Origin of the sequence: Serratia sp. N21D137, assembly GCF_047530005.1 — a bacterium.
GTDB lineage: Bacteria > Pseudomonadota > Gammaproteobacteria > Enterobacterales > Enterobacteriaceae > Chania > Chania fonticola_B.
The window spans coordinates 185,628-201,941 of sequence record NZ_JBLJAJ010000003.1; the positions used below are offsets into that span (position 1 = coordinate 185,628).

Here is a 16,314-nt window from a genome sequence, read left to right on the forward strand (position 1 = left end):
TGATGTCTGCATTAACCCCCGCCAGTGAAGTCATGCTGCGCCACAGTGATGAATTTATGGAACGCCGCGTGCTGTTTGCCGGCGATCTGCAGGATACCCTGCCGGCCCAATTCGAGGCCGCGGATGTGCGTGTCCACACCCAGCAATACCATCACTGGCAGTTACTGAACCGGACGATGGGAGAGCATGCACAGTTCGGCCTGACGATCGATCCTGCCTTCGTCGCCGAGTGCGATACGCTGGTGTATTACTGGCCAAAGAGCAAGCAGGAAGCGCAGTTCCAACTGTGCAATATCCTGGCCCTGCTGCCGGTTGGCGCAGAAATTTTTGTCGTCGGTGAAAACCGCAGCGGCGTGCGCAGTGCGGAACAAACCCTGGAAGGCCATGCCACGCTTGCCAAGATCGACAGCGCTCGCCGCTGTGGGTTGTATCATGGCCGCATCGATGTGCAGACCCAGTTTGATCTGGCCGACTGGTGGGAAAGCTATCAGCTGCACGATCTGGAAGTGAAGACGCTGCCTGGCGTGTTCAGCCGTGACGGCCTGGACGTTGGCAGTTCACTGCTGCTCTCCACGCTGGAAAAACACATGAAAGGCAAAGTGCTGGACGTGGGTTGTGGCGCTGGCGTAATGGCTTCGGTGCTGTCTAAACTGTCGCCGAAAATGAAGCTGACCCTCAGCGACGTCAACGCCGCAGCCGTAGAATCCAGCCGGGCGACACTGGCTGCCAACGGTATTGAAGGGGAAGTGATCGTCAGTAACGTCTACTCCGACATTACCGGCCGCTTTGACCTGATCATCTCCAACCCACCGTTCCATGACGGCCTGGCCACCAGCCTGACCGCCGCAGAAACGCTGATCCGCGGGGCGTTAAAACACCTGCCAATCGGTGGCCAACTGCGTATCGTCGCCAACGCCTTCCTGCCTTACCCGGATATTCTGGATGCCACCTTCGGCAGCCATGAAGTGTTGGCGCAGAATGGCCGCTTCAAGGTGTATAAAGCCACCGTGGCCCGCCAGCCACGCGATGCGAAGAAGAAAAGGTAGTAGGTCAGGATTCCCCCTTACCACTCTGGTTAGGGGGAAATATCCTCACTGTAGCCCCCTGCCATCAACCGTTAACCAACTCCATACCTACCGTTGTATAGCGTGCACCTGCCACGCCTGCCAGTGGGAATACAGCCTCGATCGCTGCCAGTTCATGCTCACTTAGCGAGATCTCCGCTGCCATCACGTTCTCTTCCAGATAGCGCCGACGTTTGGTGCCAGGGATTGGGACAATATTTTCCCCCTGCGCCATCACCCAGGCCAACGCCAGTTGCGACGGGGTCACGCCTTTCTGCCTGGCCAGTTCACTGACCTTGGTGACCAGCTCCAGATTGCGAGCAAAGTTTTCCCCTTGAAAACGTGGATTGTCGCGGCGGAAATCGTCTGCAGCCAAGTCCTCGATACTCTGGATCGCCCCGGTCAGAAAGCCACGCCCAAGCGGGCTATAGGCGACAAAGCCAATGCCCAAACGTTGGCAAGCGGCCAGTTGCCCCTGCTCGGCATCCCTGCTCCACAAGGAATATTCAGTCTGCAACGCGGTGATCGGATGCACCTGGTGAGCGCGTTCCAACGTGGCAACCGAGGCTTCACTCAGGCCAATATGACGGATCTTGCCTTCTTTGATCAGATCCGCCAGGGTGCCAACCACCTCTTCGATCGGTACCGTAGGGTCGACCCGATGCTGGTAGTAAAGATCGATGGTTTCTACCCCCAGCCGCTGCAAGCTGCCTTCTACCGAGCGACGGATATAGTCCGGTTTACTGCTCACGCCCCGCGCTGTGGGATCTGCCGGATCGCGCACAATACCGAACTTGGTGGCCAGAAATACCTGGTCGCGTTTGCCTTTGATCGCCTTGCCGATCAGTTGTTCATTGGTGTGAGGGCCGTACATATCTGCGGTGTCCAGCAGCGTCACCCCCAGTTCCAGAGCCCGATGTAGCGTGGCGATCGCTTCCTGCTCGTCATAGCCGGTGAAGTAAAAATCGCTCATCCCCATGCAACCTAAACCCAGGGCAGAGACGAGGGGGCCATTAGTACCTAATTTGCGCTGTTGCATTGTGTGGTCCTTGTTGAACATGGATGTCGAAACAAAGTCTGGTTGTTTATGCCACAAAGATAAATAATGCAGATTGCACATCACTGTTCATAAATCACCAACAATGCGGGCGGAAAAATGGATCAGGTTCAGGCTATGCGCATCTTTACCCGGATCGTGGAACTAGGCAGCTTCAGCCGCGCGGCCGAACGGTTGCAACTGCCGCGAGCCACGGTAAGCAACGTGCTCAAACGCCTGGAGCAACGGCTTGGCGTCAGATTATTGGTGCGCACCACGCGCCAGGTTCAGGTCACCGCCGAGGGGACGCTGTACTACCAACGTTGTCTGCACCTGCTGGACGCCCTGGAAGAAGCAGATACCCTGTTCAGCCACCACAAGCTGCAACCTACCGGCAAGGTGCGGATCGATATGCCCCATTCGCTGGCGCGGGAAATCGTTATCCCGGCGCTCGATGAGTTCTATCAACGCTATCCAGAAATAGAAATTGCGCTGGGGGCCAACGACACCCACGTTGATCTGCTGCGCGAAGGTGTGGACTGCGTGCTGCGGGCTTGGGAAACCGCAGACGATACGCTGGTTGCCCGGCGGATTGCCCAACTGCCGCAGCTCACCTGCGCCTCCCCCGATTATCTAAAAGCGTTTGGTACCCCACAATCGATCGACGAGCTGCAACATCATCGGGCGGTGGGCTATTTCTCTTTGGTGAATAACCGCAACTACCCGCTGGAATTTTGCCGTGATGGTCACCTTGAGCTTCGCGAATTGCCAAGCAGATTGAGCGTTAGCGGAGCCGATGCCTACACCAGTGCCTGCCGTGCCGGATTGGGCCTCATCCAGGGGGCGCGTTATACGCTCTCTCCCTGGTTGCAAAGTGGTGAAATGGTGGAAGTGCTGGCCGATACGCCACCACCGCCGATGCCGATCTACATCATGTATCCGCCTGGCCGTTTCCTTGCCCCTCGTGTCAGGGTATTGATTGATTGGCTGATTACGTTGTTCGAGGGCCATAAAAGTGCTGATATGCCGTTTTTTACAGCAAACGCCGCTAATCCAGGAAATAACTATTGACGTCCCCGCCAAAATCTCTAGAATTCGCCTCCGTGGTAGCGTTACTCCGGTAACGTATCTGGTATGCGAAGGTGGCGGAATTGGTAGACGCGCTAGCTTCAGGTGTTAGTGTCCTTACGGACGTGAGGGTTCAAGTCCCTCTCTTCGCACCAAATAACCACATGATTTATATTGCACAGCATCGTATGCGAAGGTGGCGGAATTGGTAGACGCGCTAGCTTCAGGTGTTAGTGTTCTTACGGACGTGAGGGTTCAAGTCCCTCTCTTCGCACCAAGCTGGTGATATAAATCGACATCAAAGCAACACATCAAACTGTGCGAAGGTGGCGGAATTGGTAGACGCGCTAGCTTCAGGTGTTAGTGTTCTTACGGACGTGAGGGTTCAAGTCCCTCTCTTCGCACCACTTGATGGGTTCTCTTCTAGCTGTTCCTGCATTAAAACTCACTGAAAAAACCAACACGCTCAGGCGTGGTTTTGTCGTTTCAGTTAAAGCTGAAATGCAGGCTGATTGCGGCCAGTCCTCCGGCTAGAGCCATGCAGGAAGGGAGCAGCAGGTAATGACGCCAGCGGCTGTTAAACAGCATCACCAGCGTGGCCAGCATAGCAACCACGATCAGAGTACGTAGTTGCATCATATCCAGGTCGATCAACGCCAGAAACGGCATCAGAGCACAGGGCAGCAACACGCCCCAGGCGCTGGCAAGCCGATTCCCCAGGCACCAACTGATGCCCCACAATCCACAAGCGGTAACCATGGCTGCTAACATGATAACCCCACCCTTTAAGTGATAATGATAACCAATATCATATAACACTTTTTTTGGGCCCGCACTCTTTTCAAGATCCGGCTGAACGCGGATGACAGCCTGCGCGAAAAATGTTAGTTTTATATAAGAAAATTCTTAACATTTATAGTCTGTTAATAATAACCAATTGGAATTATTCAGCAGGCATTGTCCAACATTTTTCCTTCGACCGGCCCCATTGGTAAAGAGTGATCCCCGTATGAACTCGCGTTCTTATCAGCAACTGCAAACCAGCAAACAGCGCTTATCCCTGTTTCTTTTCTTGTTGATGAATGCAGCCTCTGCCATTTTTACTTTATTCGTGCCCTTTAAAGAAATCCCGGCATTCACGCTGCCGCTATTGTGCATTCCAGCAATTTGCCTGGCGGCCATGCTATTTACGCTGTATTCACCGCGCCACTATGTCCAAAGGCTCAACCTGCTCGCCATCACCCTTGGGTTGCTATGGGCAGCGCACATCTATAGCAAGAGTCAACTTATCGCCAGTGACAACCACGGCTTTTTGCTGATCAGCCTGTTCAGTATTTTCTTTATCAGCGCGATCTCGCTGACGGATAACCTGCTGGCCTTCTGTCTGCATGCCGTTCCCTCGGCGCTGATAATCCTGTGGCTGGACGGCATGCATAACACCATGCGTATTCTGTTCACCACCCTGCTGCCAATCGTCGCCTTCTCGGTGCATCATTTGCTGTTGAAGCGCAGCGAAATGTTTACCCAACATCTGGTGGCCAACCTGTATCACGAACGGGATAAGTTCAGCGATCTGAGCATGATCGATCCGCTAACCGGCCTGTATAACCGCCGTGGGCTGGAGAGTAAACTGGATCAGTTGCTCTCGCCGACCTCGGGCAACCACTTTGTGCTGCTACTCGATATCGACCACTTCAAGGTCTACAACGATCGCTACGGTCACACCCTGGGCGATCAAGCATTAGTCCAGGTGGCAACGGCCATCCGCGATGCGGTGCGCTCACGGGATATCGTGGTGCGTTACGGCGGAGAAGAGTTTTTGGTTCTGCTGACCAACGTCGGTGAAGATTACGCGGCCTATCTGGCGGAAAAGGTGCGCCAATGCGTGCAGGAATTGACCATCACCCATCGTTTCCACGCGCAGGAGACAACCAGGGTGACGTTAAGCGCCGGGATTTCTGCTCTGGATAAGCTGGACATCGACTCTGCGATCTGTGCCGCCGACGCCGCGCTGTACCGGGCCAAAAACAGTGGCCGCAACAATATTCAGCTAGCCCCCCACCCTCAGCCAGTCGCCTGATCTTTTCCCCTTCGCCGGAAGGGGAAAGGTGAAAAACTTTTACCTGTCGCCACTTTTACCACATGCCAATCGCGCCGTAGCGCATTACACTAGCGGACAACTTACGCCTTCCCTGCCACATTTTTATATGGAACACGACCGTTGAAGACCTCACTCTCCACGTTATTGCTGGCGCTTGGCCTGTGTGCCACCCCCTTGGCCAGTCAGGCGACCGACGCGCAGCTCACCTCACAGATTGTCGATCGGTATGCTGAACATATCTTCTATAACAGCGGCGCAACCGGTATGGCGCTGGTGGTGATCGATAACAATCAGGTGGTTAACCGCAGTTTTGGCGATACCAAACCGGGCAACGATCTGCGTCCACGGCCAGATTCCCTGATCCGCATCGCCTCCATCACCAAACTGATGACCAGCGAAGTGATGGTCAAAATGGCGGCGGAAGGTAAGGTTAAACTCACCGATCCACTGCGCAAATATGCTCCCAAAGGGGCCGTCGTTCCTGCCTACAATTCTCGCCAGCCGATTACCTTGCTGAACCTGGCAACGCACACCAGCGCCCTGCCGCGTGAGCAACCCGGCAAGAAACCGCCAAAAACGCCGGTGTTTACCTGGCCCACCAAGTCACAGCGCTGGCAGTGGTTGTCTCATGCCACCATTACCGTGCCACCGGGCGTGCGGGCGGCCTACTCCAACCTGGCCTACGACCTATTGGCCGATGCGTTGTCACGTGCCGCTGGCAAGCCTTATAACGTCTTGTTGCGCGAGAAAGTCACTGGCCCACTGGGGATGGTTGATACCACGCTGACGCCAAGCGCAGAGCAGTGCTCACGCCTGATGGTGGCTGCCTCTGGGCCAAGCGCCTGCCGCGATACCACAGCCGCCAGTGGCAGCGGTGGCGTTTACTCAACGCCGCGCGATATGCAGCGCTGGATGCAGCAGTTCCTCTCCTCCAACGTAAGCGGCTCGCGCAAGCCAACGGCTTTAACCGAACAAACCATGTATTTCCAGCGCAAAGATCTGACGTCACTGAAAGGCATGGACGTACCAGGTGAAGCCTCTGCTTTAGGGCTGGGCTGGGTCTATATGGCGCCGAAAGACGGTCTGCCAGGGATCATCCAGAAAACCGGCGGCGGCGGCGGCTTCATCACCTATATGGCGATGGTGCCGCAGCAAAATATCGGTGTGTTTGTGGTTGTTACCCGCTCGGAGTTGACCAAGTTCACCAATATGAGCGATCCGGTCAACCGGCTAGTCGCGGATTTGGTGGCGAACAAAGGTTGACCCGCTCCTGGTTATGACAGCACGTGTTGCGTAGCGCGATAGGCGGAAGGCGAACAGCCTTCCAGCCGATTGAAGAAGCGTGCGAAGTAGGCGGGATCTTTGAACCCCAGGCTGTAAGCCGTTTCATGTACCGTGCAGGCGCTGAACAGCAGCAGCCGTTTGGCTTCACGCAGCAGGCGATCGAAGATTAACCGCTTGGGTGGCCGATTGGCAAAACGGCGGCACAGGTCGTTGAGGCGTGATTCCGTCACTCCCAGCGACTGGGCATATTCCGGCACCGACAGGTGATCGCGAAAACGCTCGTCCACCATCTTGTTAAAACGCTGGAACAGCTTCAGTTCGCCGCGCACACCGCTGGCGGCCTTGTCATCCAATGAGGTATTGCGCAGCATCAACGTGAAGACCGCTTGGGCCAGCAATGCCAGCGTCTGCTCGCGCCCTGCCATCTTTTGGCTGAACTCGCGGGCGATCAGTTCCCAATAATGCCCAAGCGCCGCCAACTCTTGCGGTACTGCGGCCAGCGAAAGGCAAATTCCCGGCATATCCAGCGCCAGATTACTGCCCGGATACAGGCGTTCCAGCAACGGCCAGATCAGTTCTTGCCGCACCGTTAACACGTGGCCGTCGCTGTCTGGTTCGGTGAAAAAGGCGTGTGGTACTGAGGGTGGGGTGAGGATAAACAGCGGAGCCTGCACCGAATAGTGCTGATCGTCGAGCTGTAGCTCTATCCTGCCAGTGGCCAGATAATGCAACTGGAAGAAGCGGTCGTGCCAGTGCACCTGCATATCCCGGCCAAAAAATGCCGCCAGCCCGGCAAAAGTTTCGTAGTGCACCTCATCAGCGGCGTAACGCGCGTCATACTCTTTGCCAATATCGATATTGGCGATAAAGCCGTTACTTTTCTGCACGTTATCCTCCGGTGAAAATAAGAGAAGGAATGGGTGAAAAGGAAAATATTACCGATTCAATTTCCCCTCACCCCGACCCTCTCCCAAAGGGAGAGGGGGCGTATCCTCAAGCACTATCAAAGTTTATGGCGTGGCCCGCGGGCGCGAGTCCTTCATCGGGATGCGCCATACCAGCACGGCCCCGATAATCAACAACGCCGAGACAAAATAGAGCCCGGAGTTAAAGCTGCCGGTCACATCCTTGAACCAGCCGATCAGCAGCGGGCTGACCGCCGAGCCGATGTTACCGGTGGCGTTGATCACCGCGATCCCCACCGCTCGAGCTTCGAAGCTGATTGACTGATCCGGCGTGGTCCAGAAGATCGCCATCGCGGTAAACGAGCCGACTGACGCCATCACGATCCCTAATAGCTGAACCATGCTGTGGTTGGTCGCCGAAGCCAACAGCCAACCTGCCGCCGCAAACAGATATGGCAGCGCGGTGTGGAACTTGCGCTCCTGCAAGCGATCCGAACGTTTACTCCACCAGATCATACCGGCGATGGTACAGATTTGCGGGATTGCCGCCAGAAAACCGATCATGATGTTACTGCTGCTCTGGTTGAAGCTCTGCAGGATCTGCGGCGTCCAGATATTGATGGCGCTCAGAGTATTGGTGAGGCAGAAATAGGCCAGCGTATACATCAACACCACCGGCGTCAGCACCTCACGCCACAGGCTGCGCTGTTGCAATGCCCGGTGGCTGCTTGGCCCTTCCGGCTGCACCAGTTGCAATTTGTCGGCTTCCATCATCGCTTTTAGGCTGGCCTTCTCTTCACTAGTCAGCCACTTGGCTTTGGCCGGTGTGTCGTCCAGGTAGAACCACACCACCACGCCAAGGATCACCGAAGGGATCCCTTCCAGCAGGAACAGCCATTGCCAGCCTTTCAGGTTCATCATGCCATCCAGCGCCAGAATATAACCGGACACCAGCGACCCCAATGCCATCGTGACCGGCATGGCAATCATAAACAGCGCGTTGGCCCGGGCACGGTAAAACGCCGGGAACCAGTAGGTGAGATACACCAGGATCCCTGGCAGGAAGCCCGCCTCGGTAATGCCGACGATCATCCGCAGCACGTACAGGCTGGTTGGCCCAGTGGCGAACATGGTGCAGGTAGAAGCAATGCCCCACAGCACCATGATGGTAGCGATCCAACGCCGTGCCCCCACCCTGCTCAGCATCATGTTGCTAGGGATACCGAAGATCACGTAGGTGACGTAAAACAGCGTTGCGGCCAGGCCGAACATGGTGGAGCTAAGACCAAGGTCCTGCTTCATGGTCAAACCAGCAAACCCGATGTTGATGCGATCAAGGAAAGAGAAAACAAACAACACAAATAAGAAAATAATCAGGCGCCGAAATAACTTTTTAATCACCGACTGCTCGGTGGCGGTTAACGCTTTATGTTGCTCTGCCGGGTTCAGCGGCTTGAGCGAATCGACGTTGCTCATGATGACTCCGATTAGTAAACGCCCTGGGATGGTGTCCCCGCCGGTTTATCCTGTTTGAAACTGCTGAGCAGGGAGTCTGCCGCCCGCACCAGCAGGGTGGTATCCACGCCAACGGCAACAAACAACGCGCCGGATGCCAGATAGTGCTGCGCCAGTTCCTGCTGTGCCATCAGGATGCCCGGTGCCTTGCCTGCGGCACGGATACGGGCAATGGCATCGTCGATAGTGCGCTGTACTTCGGGATGCTGTGGATTACCGGCAAAGCCCATGTCGGCACTCAGATCCGCCGGGCCGATAAAGACTCCGTCCACGCCTTCCACTTCCAGAATGGCGTCCAGATTTTTCACCGCCTCACGGGTTTCTATCTGCACCAACACGCACATCTGGCTGTCGGCTAGGTGCAGGTAATTCGGCACCCGGTTCCAGCGCGAGGCCCGAGCCAGCGCACTGCCAACCCCGCGAATACCGTTTGGTGGATAACGGGTAGCCCGCACCGCCTCCTGCGCCTGTTCGGCGTTTTGGATCATCGGGATCAACAGGGTTTGCGCACCGACGTCCAGCAGCTGTTTGATCAGCACCGGATCGTTCCAGGCCGGGCGCACCACCGGATGGCTGGCATAAGGCGCAATCGCCTGCAACTGGCCCAATATCGTTTGCACATTATTGGGCGCATGCTCGCCGTCGATCAGTAGCCAGTCGAACCCGGTTCCGGCCAGCAGTTCAGCGCTGTAGCTGCTGCACAGCCCCAGCCACAGGCCGATCTGCGGGCGTTTTTCCTGCAGGGCCTGTTTGAAATGGTTAGTTAGCATGGTGTTTCTCCTTAGACAAACCGGCAACTGATGCAGCCCATAGGGCCATAGTCGGCATGGAAGGTATCGCCGCGCCGCGCCGCCACCGGGCGGGTGAAAGAACCGCCAAGAATGATCTGCCCGGCTTCCAGTTCCACGTCATACGGGGACAGCTTGTTAGCCAACCAGGCCACGCCGTTGGCTGGGTGATTGAGCACCGCCGCAGCCACGCCAGACTCTTCAATCACGCCATTGCGATACAGCAAGGCACTGATCCAGCGTAGATCCAGCGCGTCCGGCTTGATCGGCCTGCCCCCCATCACCACACCCGCGTTGGCAGCATTGTCGGAAATGGTGTCGAACACCTTGCGTGGCCGCTGGGTTTGCGGATCGACGTTATGACTGCGAGCATCGATGATCTCCAACGCCGGGATCACATAATCGGTAGCGTTATAGACATCAAACAGCGTGCAGTTCGGCCCGCGCAGCGGCTTCGCCAGCACAAACGCCAGCTCCACTTCGACGCGTGGCACGATAAAGCGATCGATCGGAATGTCGCTGCCATCGTTAAAGAACATGTCGTCCAGCAGCGCGCCGTAGTCCGGCTCGGTGATCTGCGAGCTGACCTGCATGGCGCGCGAGGTCAGCCCGATCTTATGCCCCTTCAGAGTGCGCCCTTCGGCGATCTTCAGCTCAACCCACTGGCGCTGGATAGCATAGGCATCTTCAATAGTGATCTCCGGGTGATCCAGCGATAGCGCGCGGATCTGTTCCCGGCTCTGCTCGGCCTGATGCAGGCGCTGCACGGCTCGGCTCAGTACGTCTTTATCCAGCATTTACCACTCCTTGTTCAGTCCTTGCTAAACAGCGCATGGACGTTGTTCTGCTTATAGTTGAGCACCGGATCCAGCTCTTCGATGGTGAAGGAGAGCGCCAGATAACGGTTAGCCATCAGCGCGGCGAAGTGATCCTTGATCAGGATGAACAGCATTTCGCCCACCTGCTGGCGGCTCTCCAGGCTGCGGCCGTGGCCAATCTTCAGCGTCATATGCACAAAGGCATAGTTCTGCTTGCCGTCGGCCATCTGCCAGGTATCCAGCCAGATGGCGCGGCTACGGATGCCCGCCAGCGGGAAGATGCCGGTTTCCGCCAGCGCGTGATTAACCTTGTCGAACAGCGCGGGTAAATCCGCCTCCCGGCGGATGTTGTCGGTACATTCAGCGTAAAAATGGGGCATTGGGTATCCTCAGGCTTCAGCAGGAAGAGGGAATATGCCGTTGACCTGGCCGGTTCCGGAACTGGCAAACAGCGGGGTAACAAACTCCACCTTGCCCTGATATTTGTCCCAGCCCAGCAGGCCCAGCAACATCACGGTGTCGTGCATATTGCCTTCGCCATAGCAGTAGTCAGCGTACTCCGGCAGCATTTCGCAGAACTCGCGGAAGCGCCCTTCTTCCCACAGTTTCACTACCCGTTCGTCCATCTGCTGGTCGAACTGGCGGGTGTAGCTGTTCATGCCCTGCTCGGCACGTTGATCGTCGATAAAGCGATGCGACAGCGAGCCGCTGGCCAATACCGCCACGGTGCCGTCGTATTTCTCAATCGCGGTTTTAATCGCTTCACCCAGGCGGCGGCTATCGGCAAAATCATGCACGGTGCAGAAGGCAGAAATGGAGATCACCTTGAAGTGGCGGTCGCTGTTCATGTAGCGCATTGGCACCAGCGTGCCGTACTCCAGCTCCAGGCTTGGGATCTCGTGCGCCTTGGCACGTACGCCAAGCTTGCGAGCTTCCTCGGCAATCATCTGGCCCAGCTCCGGGTTGCCGTCATATTCGTAAGTCATGTCACGAATGAAGTGCGGCAGCTCGTTGCTGGTGTAAAGCCCTTTGAAATGCGAGTTGCAGTTGATGTGGTAGGCGCTGTTCACCAGCCAGTGGGTATCAAACACGATAATGGTGTCGACGCCCATTTCGCGACAGCGGGCACTGATTTCTTTGTGACCATCAATGGCGGCTTGACGGCAGCCATGGTGTTCTCCTGGCAATTCAGACAGGTACATCGAAGGAACGTGTGTAATCTTTGCGGCTAATGCTAATTTACCCATATGTCCTCCTATTCCCTTTATCTTTCAGCCTGCGGCACGGCTGGCCGCAGGCTGATGTCTATCGGGTCTAGTCCTTGGTTGTTGTTTTAAAGGGCACGGAGCTATCTCACACTCCCCAACGTGGGATCGGGTGATCCCCCATGGAGATACAAACGTTTTTCATCTCGGCAAATACTTCGAAGCTGTACTCACCACCTTCCCGGCCGGTGCCAGAGGATTTCACCCCGCCAAACGGCTGGCGCAGATCGCGTACGTTCTGGGTGTTGACGAAAACCATACCCGCTTCAATATTGCGGGCCAGACGCAGTACTTTGCTCACATCCTGCGTCCAGATGTACGACGCCAGGCCGTACTCCACATCGTTGGCCATGCGCAGGCCGTCTTCTTCTGATTTGAACGGCAGGAGGCAGGCCACCGGCCCGAAGATCTCTTCCTGCGCGACACGCATATTGTTGTTAACATCGGCCAGCACCGTTGGGCGCAGGAAGTTGCCGTGGGTCAAACCGGCCGGTTTATCCGGGCCGCCAGCCAGCAAAGTGGCCCCTTCTTCGATACCCAGGCGGATATAACCGGAGACTTTTTCCCAATGCTGCTGGCTGATCAACGCCCCAACCTGAGTATTTGGATCGGTTGGATCCCCCACGCGCAGGCGGTTGGCACGCTCGGCAAAGCGTTTGACGAATTCCGGATAAATGCTTTCTTGAATGAAAATGCGTGAACCTGCGGTGCAACGCTCACCGTTGATCGAGAAGATGGTGAACAGCGCCGCATCCAGCGCCCGTTCGATATCGGCATCCTCAAAGATCAGCACTGGCGACTTGCCGCCCAGCTCCATCGAGAACTTCTTCAGCCCGGCGCTTTCAATAATGCGACGGCCGGTTGAGGTACCACCGGTGAAGGACACTGCACGCACGTCTTTATGACGCACCAAAGCATCCCCCGCCGTCGCTCCGTAGCCCTGGACCACGTTCAGCACCCCGGCAGGAATACCGGCTTCCAGCGCCAGTTCACCCAGGCGATCCGCCGTCAGTGGCGAAAGCTCGGACATTTTCAGCACCGCAGTGTTACCCAGCGCCAGGCAAGGCGCGGTCTTCCAGGTGGCAGTCATGAATGGCACGTTCCACGGCGATACCAGCGCACACACGCCCACCGGCTGGATCAGCGTGTAGTTGAGCATCTTGTCGTCCACCGGGTAGGTGCGGCCATTCATCTGCTGGCAGATCTCGGCAAAGAACTCAAAGTTGTGCGAGGCGCGTGGGATCAGCACGTTTTTGGTCTGGTGGATCGGCAACCCGGTGTCCGCGGTTTCCATCTCGGCAATCTGCGGCACGTTCTGGTCGATCAGTTCACCCAGGCGACGCATCAGGCGCGCACGCTCTTTCATCGGCGTATTGGCCCATTTCGGGAAGGCTTCTTTGGCTGCGGCTACTGCCTGGTCGATTTCGAGCTGGCCACCGGACGCCACTTCCGCCAGCACCTCGCCGTTAGCCGGGTTGGTGGTGGTGAAATACTCTTTGCTGGCGACGTTCTTGCCGTTGATCCAATGGTTGATGGTTTTCATCCCTTGCTCTCCTCGTAATCTTTTTCACTGATGATGTGGTTAACCAAGCGGCCAATGCCTTCGATCTCCACCACAATTTCATCCCCAGGCTGCACGTCGGCCAGCCCTTTCGGCGTGCCGGTGGCGATCATGTCGCCAGGCTGCAACGTCATAAATTCACTCAGGTATTCGATCAGGAACGGGATGTCGAAAATCATGTCGGCAGTGGTGCCGCGCTGGCGCAGTTCACCGTTAACATAGGTGCTGAGCGTCAGGTTATGCGGATCCGCGACATCGTCACGATCGACAATGTAGGGGCCGATAGGCGTCAAGGTGTCGCGGCTTTTCACCCGCAGGTTGGGGCGGTAGTAGTTTTCCAGGTAGTCGCGGATGGCGTAGTCGTTACACAGGGTGTAACCGGCCACGTAATCCATCGCCTGCTCACGGCTGACGTTGCGCGCGGTTTTACCGATCACCGCCACCAGCTCGGCTTCGTAGTGCATGTATTCCACCTGCGCCGGTCGCACGGAAACCTGGCGGTGGCCGGTCAGGCTGTTTGGCCCTTTGAGGAACACCAAAGGCTCTTCCGGCGCTTTAAACTCCAGCTCACTGGCGTGATCGGCATAGTTCAGGCCGAGGGCAAATATCGTGCCCTGCGCCGGTGGCAGCCATTCCACATCGTACTCATCGAGCTTACTGCCATCGGGTAGGGTAACGCTTAGCTGGTCGTCTACGGTGACGTTAACAATCTGGCCATGATGGCGGATACGAGCATGTCTCATGGTTATTCTCCTGCCTGCGTCACTGGGTTGGTAAGGGTTGGCAAACCTGCGGCCCGCACCGTCACTTGGTCACCCGGTTTGATCTCAACCCGCTGGTGTGGCGTGCCAATCAGCACCGCATCCCCCGGTTGCAGGGTAATAAAATCGCTGATGGCGGCGATCAGTTCCGGCACCGAACGCACCAGATCGGCCGTTGACCAGCGATCCTGTTCCACGCCATTGATTTCGGTGATGATTTCCAGGCCGCTGGTGCTAGCCAGTGGAGCTACCTCTCCCAGCGGGCAGAAACCGTCGCGGCATTTGGCTTTGATTGCCGGGCGATAGAAGCTGGTTTCCGGCAGGCTGACGTCGTTTGCCAAGGCGTAACCGGCCACATAATCGGCCACCTTATCCGCTGGCACCTTGCGAGCAGTGCTACCCATCACTACAGCCAGCGTTGCGCCACTTTGTACGGTTTCACCGGCCGGAAACGGGATACAGCCACCGTTGGCAAGATGGGTATTGCGCGGTTTGATGAACCACACCGGCGTCTTGGGCGGCGTTTGGTAAGGGGCGGCGCGAAACGCCTGATCCCAGGCATCAAGCTGGCTGCGGTGGTTAAGTGCTACGGAAAATACGGTGCCTTTCATGCAGACTCCTTCTACGGAACGCCAATCATTAATATGTTAATGAATACTTTTATACGCTGTTCAGCATTTACGCAACGTTGTTAATTTAATTTGTGATCGTGATAACGAAATATTCACAAATTATGCACATTAGCGTTATTAATCAGCAAATTAACCTTTTTTGCAGGATTTTTACGTGACGGATCGCGTTTTACCGTTCTCCGCCGGTCAAAAATTGGCTACTATTAAGTTGTTAATAAAATTAAGCCAAGGCCATCGACATGCATGAATCGTTAACCATCGCCCTGTTGCAGGCGCGTGAAACCGCCATGGGGTTCTTCCGCCCGATCCTGAAAAGCCACAACCTGACAGAGCAGCAATGGCGCATCATTCGCGTATTGGCCGATAACCGTTCCATTGAGTTTCACGAATTGGCCGCAGAGACCTGCATCCTGCGCCCCAGCCTGACCGGCATCCTGTCGCGCATGGAGCGGGATAAGCTGATCTTTCGCCTCAAGCCGGTTAACGATCAGCGCAAGCTGTACGTGTCCTTGACCCAGCAAGGCCAGGAGCTGTATGAACTGGCACGCCACCAGGTGGAACAGGGATATGGGGAAATAGAAGCAGCATTCTCGAAGCAGAAGATGGATCAGTTGATGACGTTGCTCGATGAGCTGATCCGCTTAGGGGATCAACAGGCTAACAACGTGGTTGCTCACAAATAGGGGCGCTGCTCGCAGCCCCCATCAGCACCTAGAGGGTTCCTCAATTAATGACAGGTTGGGCTTCCGGCAATAGCGCACCGCCATCCACCACCAGCGTCTGGCCGGTGATATAACTCGCAGCCGGCGAGGCCAAAAAGACCATCGCTGCCGCAATATCCTCCGGCTCCCCCAACCTGCCCAGCGGCACCGCAGCGGCTATCGCCTGATTCAGCGCTTCCCCGCCCAGATTTGCCATCGCGGGCGTGCGGATCATCCCCGGCTCCACGCCATTTACCGTGATCCCGTCACATGCCAGTTCCAACGCGGCAGCGCGAATAAAACCATTTACCCCCGCCTTGGAAGCCGCATAGTGCGCCAGCCCTGGGTAGGCTACCCTTGGCCCAGTGACCGACGAGGTCACCAGAATACGTCCGCCCCCCTGGCGCTTCATCCACGGCAACGCCGCCTGCGCCAGAAAGAACGGGGCCATCAAATTGACGCTCAAGGTGCGTTGCAACAGTTCGGCATCAATCTGGTTAAACGGCCTCAGCGGAAAATAAGCGGCGTTGTGGATCACCACGTCCAGCCGTTGATGCCGCTTCGCTGTCTGTGTGACCAGCTCGTCAATCTGCCCTGCATCGGCCATATCACAGGCTGTAGCCTCCACGTTACAACCCCGTTGGCACAGGCTTTCAGCCGCCTCCAGTGCCTTTTGCAGTTGTATGTCCGCCATCACCACCTTGGCCCCCAAACGTGCAAAGGCGCTGACGATCGCCAGCCCAATGCCCTGTGCACCGCCGGTCACCAGCACCACCTGCCCGGCAAACGCATCACTGGCATAAATCGCCGTCATC

17 protein-coding genes and 3 tRNA genes are annotated in these 16,314 nt (G+C 56.5%); 8 read left to right on the forward strand and 12 right to left on the reverse strand.

Going from position 1 to position 16,314, the window contains the following annotated elements:
• The first annotated feature begins 2 nt into the window (after window positions 1–2).
• Window positions 3–1,046, forward strand: coding sequence for a 16S rRNA (guanine(1207)-N(2))-methyltransferase RsmC (gene rsmC / locus ACMV5H_RS04075; protein WP_024527242.1), 1,044 nt, complete (start codon window positions 3–5; stop codon window positions 1,044–1,046).
• A 64-nt stretch (window positions 1,047–1,110) separates the two neighbouring features.
• Here rsmC and ACMV5H_RS04080 read toward each other — a convergent pair whose 3' ends face one another.
• Window positions 1,111–2,103 carry an aldo/keto reductase gene (locus ACMV5H_RS04080; protein WP_414821484.1) on the reverse strand — a complete coding sequence of 331 codons (993 nt, stop codon included), beginning with the start codon at window positions 2,101–2,103 and terminating at the stop codon, window positions 1,111–1,113.
• A 117-nt stretch (window positions 2,104–2,220) separates the two neighbouring features.
• Here ACMV5H_RS04080 and ACMV5H_RS04085 point away from each other — a divergent pair, with 117 nt between their 5' ends.
• From ACMV5H_RS04085 to ACMV5H_RS04100, 4 genes are all read left to right on the forward strand, one after another.
• Entirely contained in the window at window positions 2,221–3,171 is a 951-nt protein-coding gene (locus ACMV5H_RS04085; RefSeq protein ID WP_021808012.1) for a LysR family transcriptional regulator, read from the forward strand.
• 65 nt (window positions 3,172–3,236) lie between these two features.
• Window positions 3,237–3,323 (forward strand) — tRNA-Leu (locus ACMV5H_RS04090).
• Window positions 3,324–3,358: 35 nt separating this feature from the next.
• Window positions 3,359–3,445: transfer RNA gene (locus ACMV5H_RS04095), tRNA-Leu, on the forward strand.
• Between the two features lie 43 nt (window positions 3,446–3,488).
• Window positions 3,489–3,575 (forward strand) — tRNA-Leu (locus tag ACMV5H_RS04100).
• Between the two features lie 79 nt (window positions 3,576–3,654).
• Here the strand turns inward: ACMV5H_RS04100 and ACMV5H_RS04105 are convergent.
• The gene (locus ACMV5H_RS04105) at window positions 3,655–3,939 is read right to left on the reverse strand and encodes a DUF1435 domain-containing protein (protein WP_021808011.1); all 285 of its coding nucleotides are present in this window, start codon (window positions 3,937–3,939) and stop codon (window positions 3,655–3,657) included.
• A 238-nt stretch (window positions 3,940–4,177) separates the two neighbouring features.
• Between ACMV5H_RS04105 and ACMV5H_RS04110 the strand changes: the two genes are divergently transcribed.
• Both ACMV5H_RS04110 and ampH read left to right on the forward strand, forming a co-directional pair.
• On the forward strand, window positions 4,178–5,248 hold the full coding sequence (locus ACMV5H_RS04110) for a GGDEF domain-containing protein (protein WP_115159039.1): 1,071 nt from the start codon (window positions 4,178–4,180) through the stop codon (window positions 5,246–5,248).
• A gap of 141 nt (window positions 5,249–5,389) precedes the next feature.
• Window positions 5,390–6,532 (forward strand): D-alanyl-D-alanine-carboxypeptidase/endopeptidase AmpH, encoded by a 1,143-nt coding sequence (gene ampH / locus ACMV5H_RS04115; protein ID WP_021808009.1) that lies wholly within the window; start codon window positions 5,390–5,392, stop codon window positions 6,530–6,532.
• Window positions 6,533–6,543: 11 nt separating this feature from the next.
• Here ampH and hpaA read toward each other — a convergent pair whose 3' ends face one another.
• The 9 genes from hpaA to ACMV5H_RS04160 form a co-directional block, all read right to left on the reverse strand.
• Window positions 6,544–7,440 (reverse strand): 4-hydroxyphenylacetate catabolism regulatory protein HpaA, encoded by an 897-nt coding sequence (hpaA, locus tag ACMV5H_RS04120; protein ID WP_059199639.1) that lies wholly within the window; start codon window positions 7,438–7,440, stop codon window positions 6,544–6,546.
• A 123-nt stretch (window positions 7,441–7,563) separates the two neighbouring features.
• Complete coding sequence (hpaX, locus tag ACMV5H_RS04125; RefSeq protein WP_059199638.1) at window positions 7,564–8,934, reverse strand: 4-hydroxyphenylacetate permease; 1,371 nt, start codon at window positions 8,932–8,934, stop codon at window positions 7,564–7,566.
• A gap of 11 nt (window positions 8,935–8,945) precedes the next feature.
• Entirely contained in the window at window positions 8,946–9,743 is a 798-nt protein-coding gene (gene hpaI, locus ACMV5H_RS04130) for a 4-hydroxy-2-oxoheptanedioate aldolase (protein ID WP_059199637.1), read from the reverse strand.
• Between the two features lie 11 nt (window positions 9,744–9,754).
• Complete coding sequence (hpaH, locus tag ACMV5H_RS04135; RefSeq protein WP_021808005.1) at window positions 9,755–10,558, reverse strand: 2-oxo-hept-4-ene-1,7-dioate hydratase; 804 nt, start codon at window positions 10,556–10,558, stop codon at window positions 9,755–9,757.
• A 14-nt stretch (window positions 10,559–10,572) separates the two neighbouring features.
• Window positions 10,573–10,959 (reverse strand): 5-carboxymethyl-2-hydroxymuconate Delta-isomerase, encoded by a 387-nt coding sequence (locus tag ACMV5H_RS04140; protein WP_021179191.1) that lies wholly within the window; start codon window positions 10,957–10,959, stop codon window positions 10,573–10,575.
• Between the two features lie 9 nt (window positions 10,960–10,968).
• Window positions 10,969–11,826, reverse strand: coding sequence for a 3,4-dihydroxyphenylacetate 2,3-dioxygenase (hpaD, locus tag ACMV5H_RS04145; protein ID WP_021808004.1), 858 nt, complete (start codon window positions 11,824–11,826; stop codon window positions 10,969–10,971).
• 106 nt (window positions 11,827–11,932) lie between these two features.
• The gene (hpaE, locus tag ACMV5H_RS04150; protein ID WP_115159038.1) at window positions 11,933–13,387 is read right to left on the reverse strand and encodes a 5-carboxymethyl-2-hydroxymuconate semialdehyde dehydrogenase; all 1,455 of its coding nucleotides are present in this window, start codon (window positions 13,385–13,387) and stop codon (window positions 11,933–11,935) included.
• Complete coding sequence (locus tag ACMV5H_RS04155) at window positions 13,384–14,148, reverse strand: fumarylacetoacetate hydrolase family protein (RefSeq protein ID WP_021808002.1); 765 nt, start codon at window positions 14,146–14,148, stop codon at window positions 13,384–13,386. Before ACMV5H_RS04155 ends, hpaE begins: the two co-directional genes overlap by 4 nt.
• A gap of 2 nt (window positions 14,149–14,150) precedes the next feature.
• On the reverse strand, window positions 14,151–14,777 hold the full coding sequence (locus ACMV5H_RS04160) for a fumarylacetoacetate hydrolase family protein (RefSeq protein WP_115159037.1): 627 nt from the start codon (window positions 14,775–14,777) through the stop codon (window positions 14,151–14,153).
• Between the two features lie 260 nt (window positions 14,778–15,037).
• Between ACMV5H_RS04160 and hpaR the strand changes: the two genes are divergently transcribed.
• On the forward strand, window positions 15,038–15,481 hold the full coding sequence (gene hpaR / locus ACMV5H_RS04165; protein WP_021808000.1) for a homoprotocatechuate degradation operon regulator HpaR: 444 nt from the start codon (window positions 15,038–15,040) through the stop codon (window positions 15,479–15,481).
• A gap of 40 nt (window positions 15,482–15,521) precedes the next feature.
• Here the strand turns inward: hpaR and ACMV5H_RS04170 are convergent, their stop codons facing one another.
• Entirely contained in the window at window positions 15,522–16,313 is a 792-nt protein-coding gene (locus ACMV5H_RS04170) for an SDR family oxidoreductase (RefSeq protein WP_414821485.1), read from the reverse strand.
• Window position 16,314 lies beyond the last annotated feature (1 nt).

Bases quoted from the DNA above. Each gene is read 5' to 3' on its own strand.
- rsmC (WP_024527242.1), top strand. From the start codon at position 3: ATGTCTGCATTAACCCCCGCCAGTGAAGTCATGCTGCGCCACAGTGAT.
- ACMV5H_RS04080 (WP_414821484.1), bottom strand. From the start codon at position 2,103: ATGCAACAGCGCAAATTAGGTACTAATGGCCCCCTCGTCTCTGCCCTG.
- ACMV5H_RS04085 (WP_021808012.1), top strand. From the start codon at position 2,221: ATGGATCAGGTTCAGGCTATGCGCATCTTTACCCGGATCGTGGAACTA.
- ACMV5H_RS04105 (WP_021808011.1), bottom strand. From the start codon at position 3,939: ATGTTAGCAGCCATGGTTACCGCTTGTGGATTGTGGGGCATCAGTTGG.
- ACMV5H_RS04110 (WP_115159039.1), top strand. From the start codon at position 4,178: ATGAACTCGCGTTCTTATCAGCAACTGCAAACCAGCAAACAGCGCTTA.
- hpaX (WP_059199638.1), bottom strand. From the start codon at position 8,934: ATGAGCAACGTCGATTCGCTCAAGCCGCTGAACCCGGCAGAGCAACAT.
- hpaI (WP_059199637.1), bottom strand. From the start codon at position 9,743: ATGCTAACTAACCATTTCAAACAGGCCCTGCAGGAAAAACGCCCGCAG.
- hpaH (WP_021808005.1), bottom strand. From the start codon at position 10,558: ATGCTGGATAAAGACGTACTGAGCCGAGCCGTGCAGCGCCTGCATCAG.
- ACMV5H_RS04140 (WP_021179191.1), bottom strand. From the start codon at position 10,959: ATGCCCCATTTTTACGCTGAATGTACCGACAACATCCGCCGGGAGGCG.
- hpaD (WP_021808004.1), bottom strand. From the start codon at position 11,826: ATGGGTAAATTAGCATTAGCCGCAAAGATTACACACGTTCCTTCGATG.
- hpaE (WP_115159038.1), bottom strand. From the start codon at position 13,387: ATGAAAACCATCAACCATTGGATCAACGGCAAGAACGTCGCCAGCAAA.
- ACMV5H_RS04155 (WP_021808002.1), bottom strand. From the start codon at position 14,148: ATGAGACATGCTCGTATCCGCCATCATGGCCAGATTGTTAACGTCACC.
- ACMV5H_RS04160 (WP_115159037.1), bottom strand. From the start codon at position 14,777: ATGAAAGGCACCGTATTTTCCGTAGCACTTAACCACCGCAGCCAGCTT.
- hpaR (WP_021808000.1), top strand. From the start codon at position 15,038: ATGCATGAATCGTTAACCATCGCCCTGTTGCAGGCGCGTGAAACCGCC.
- ACMV5H_RS04170 (WP_414821485.1), bottom strand. From the start codon at position 16,313: ATGACGGCGATTTATGCCAGTGATGCGTTTGCCGGGCAGGTGGTGCTG.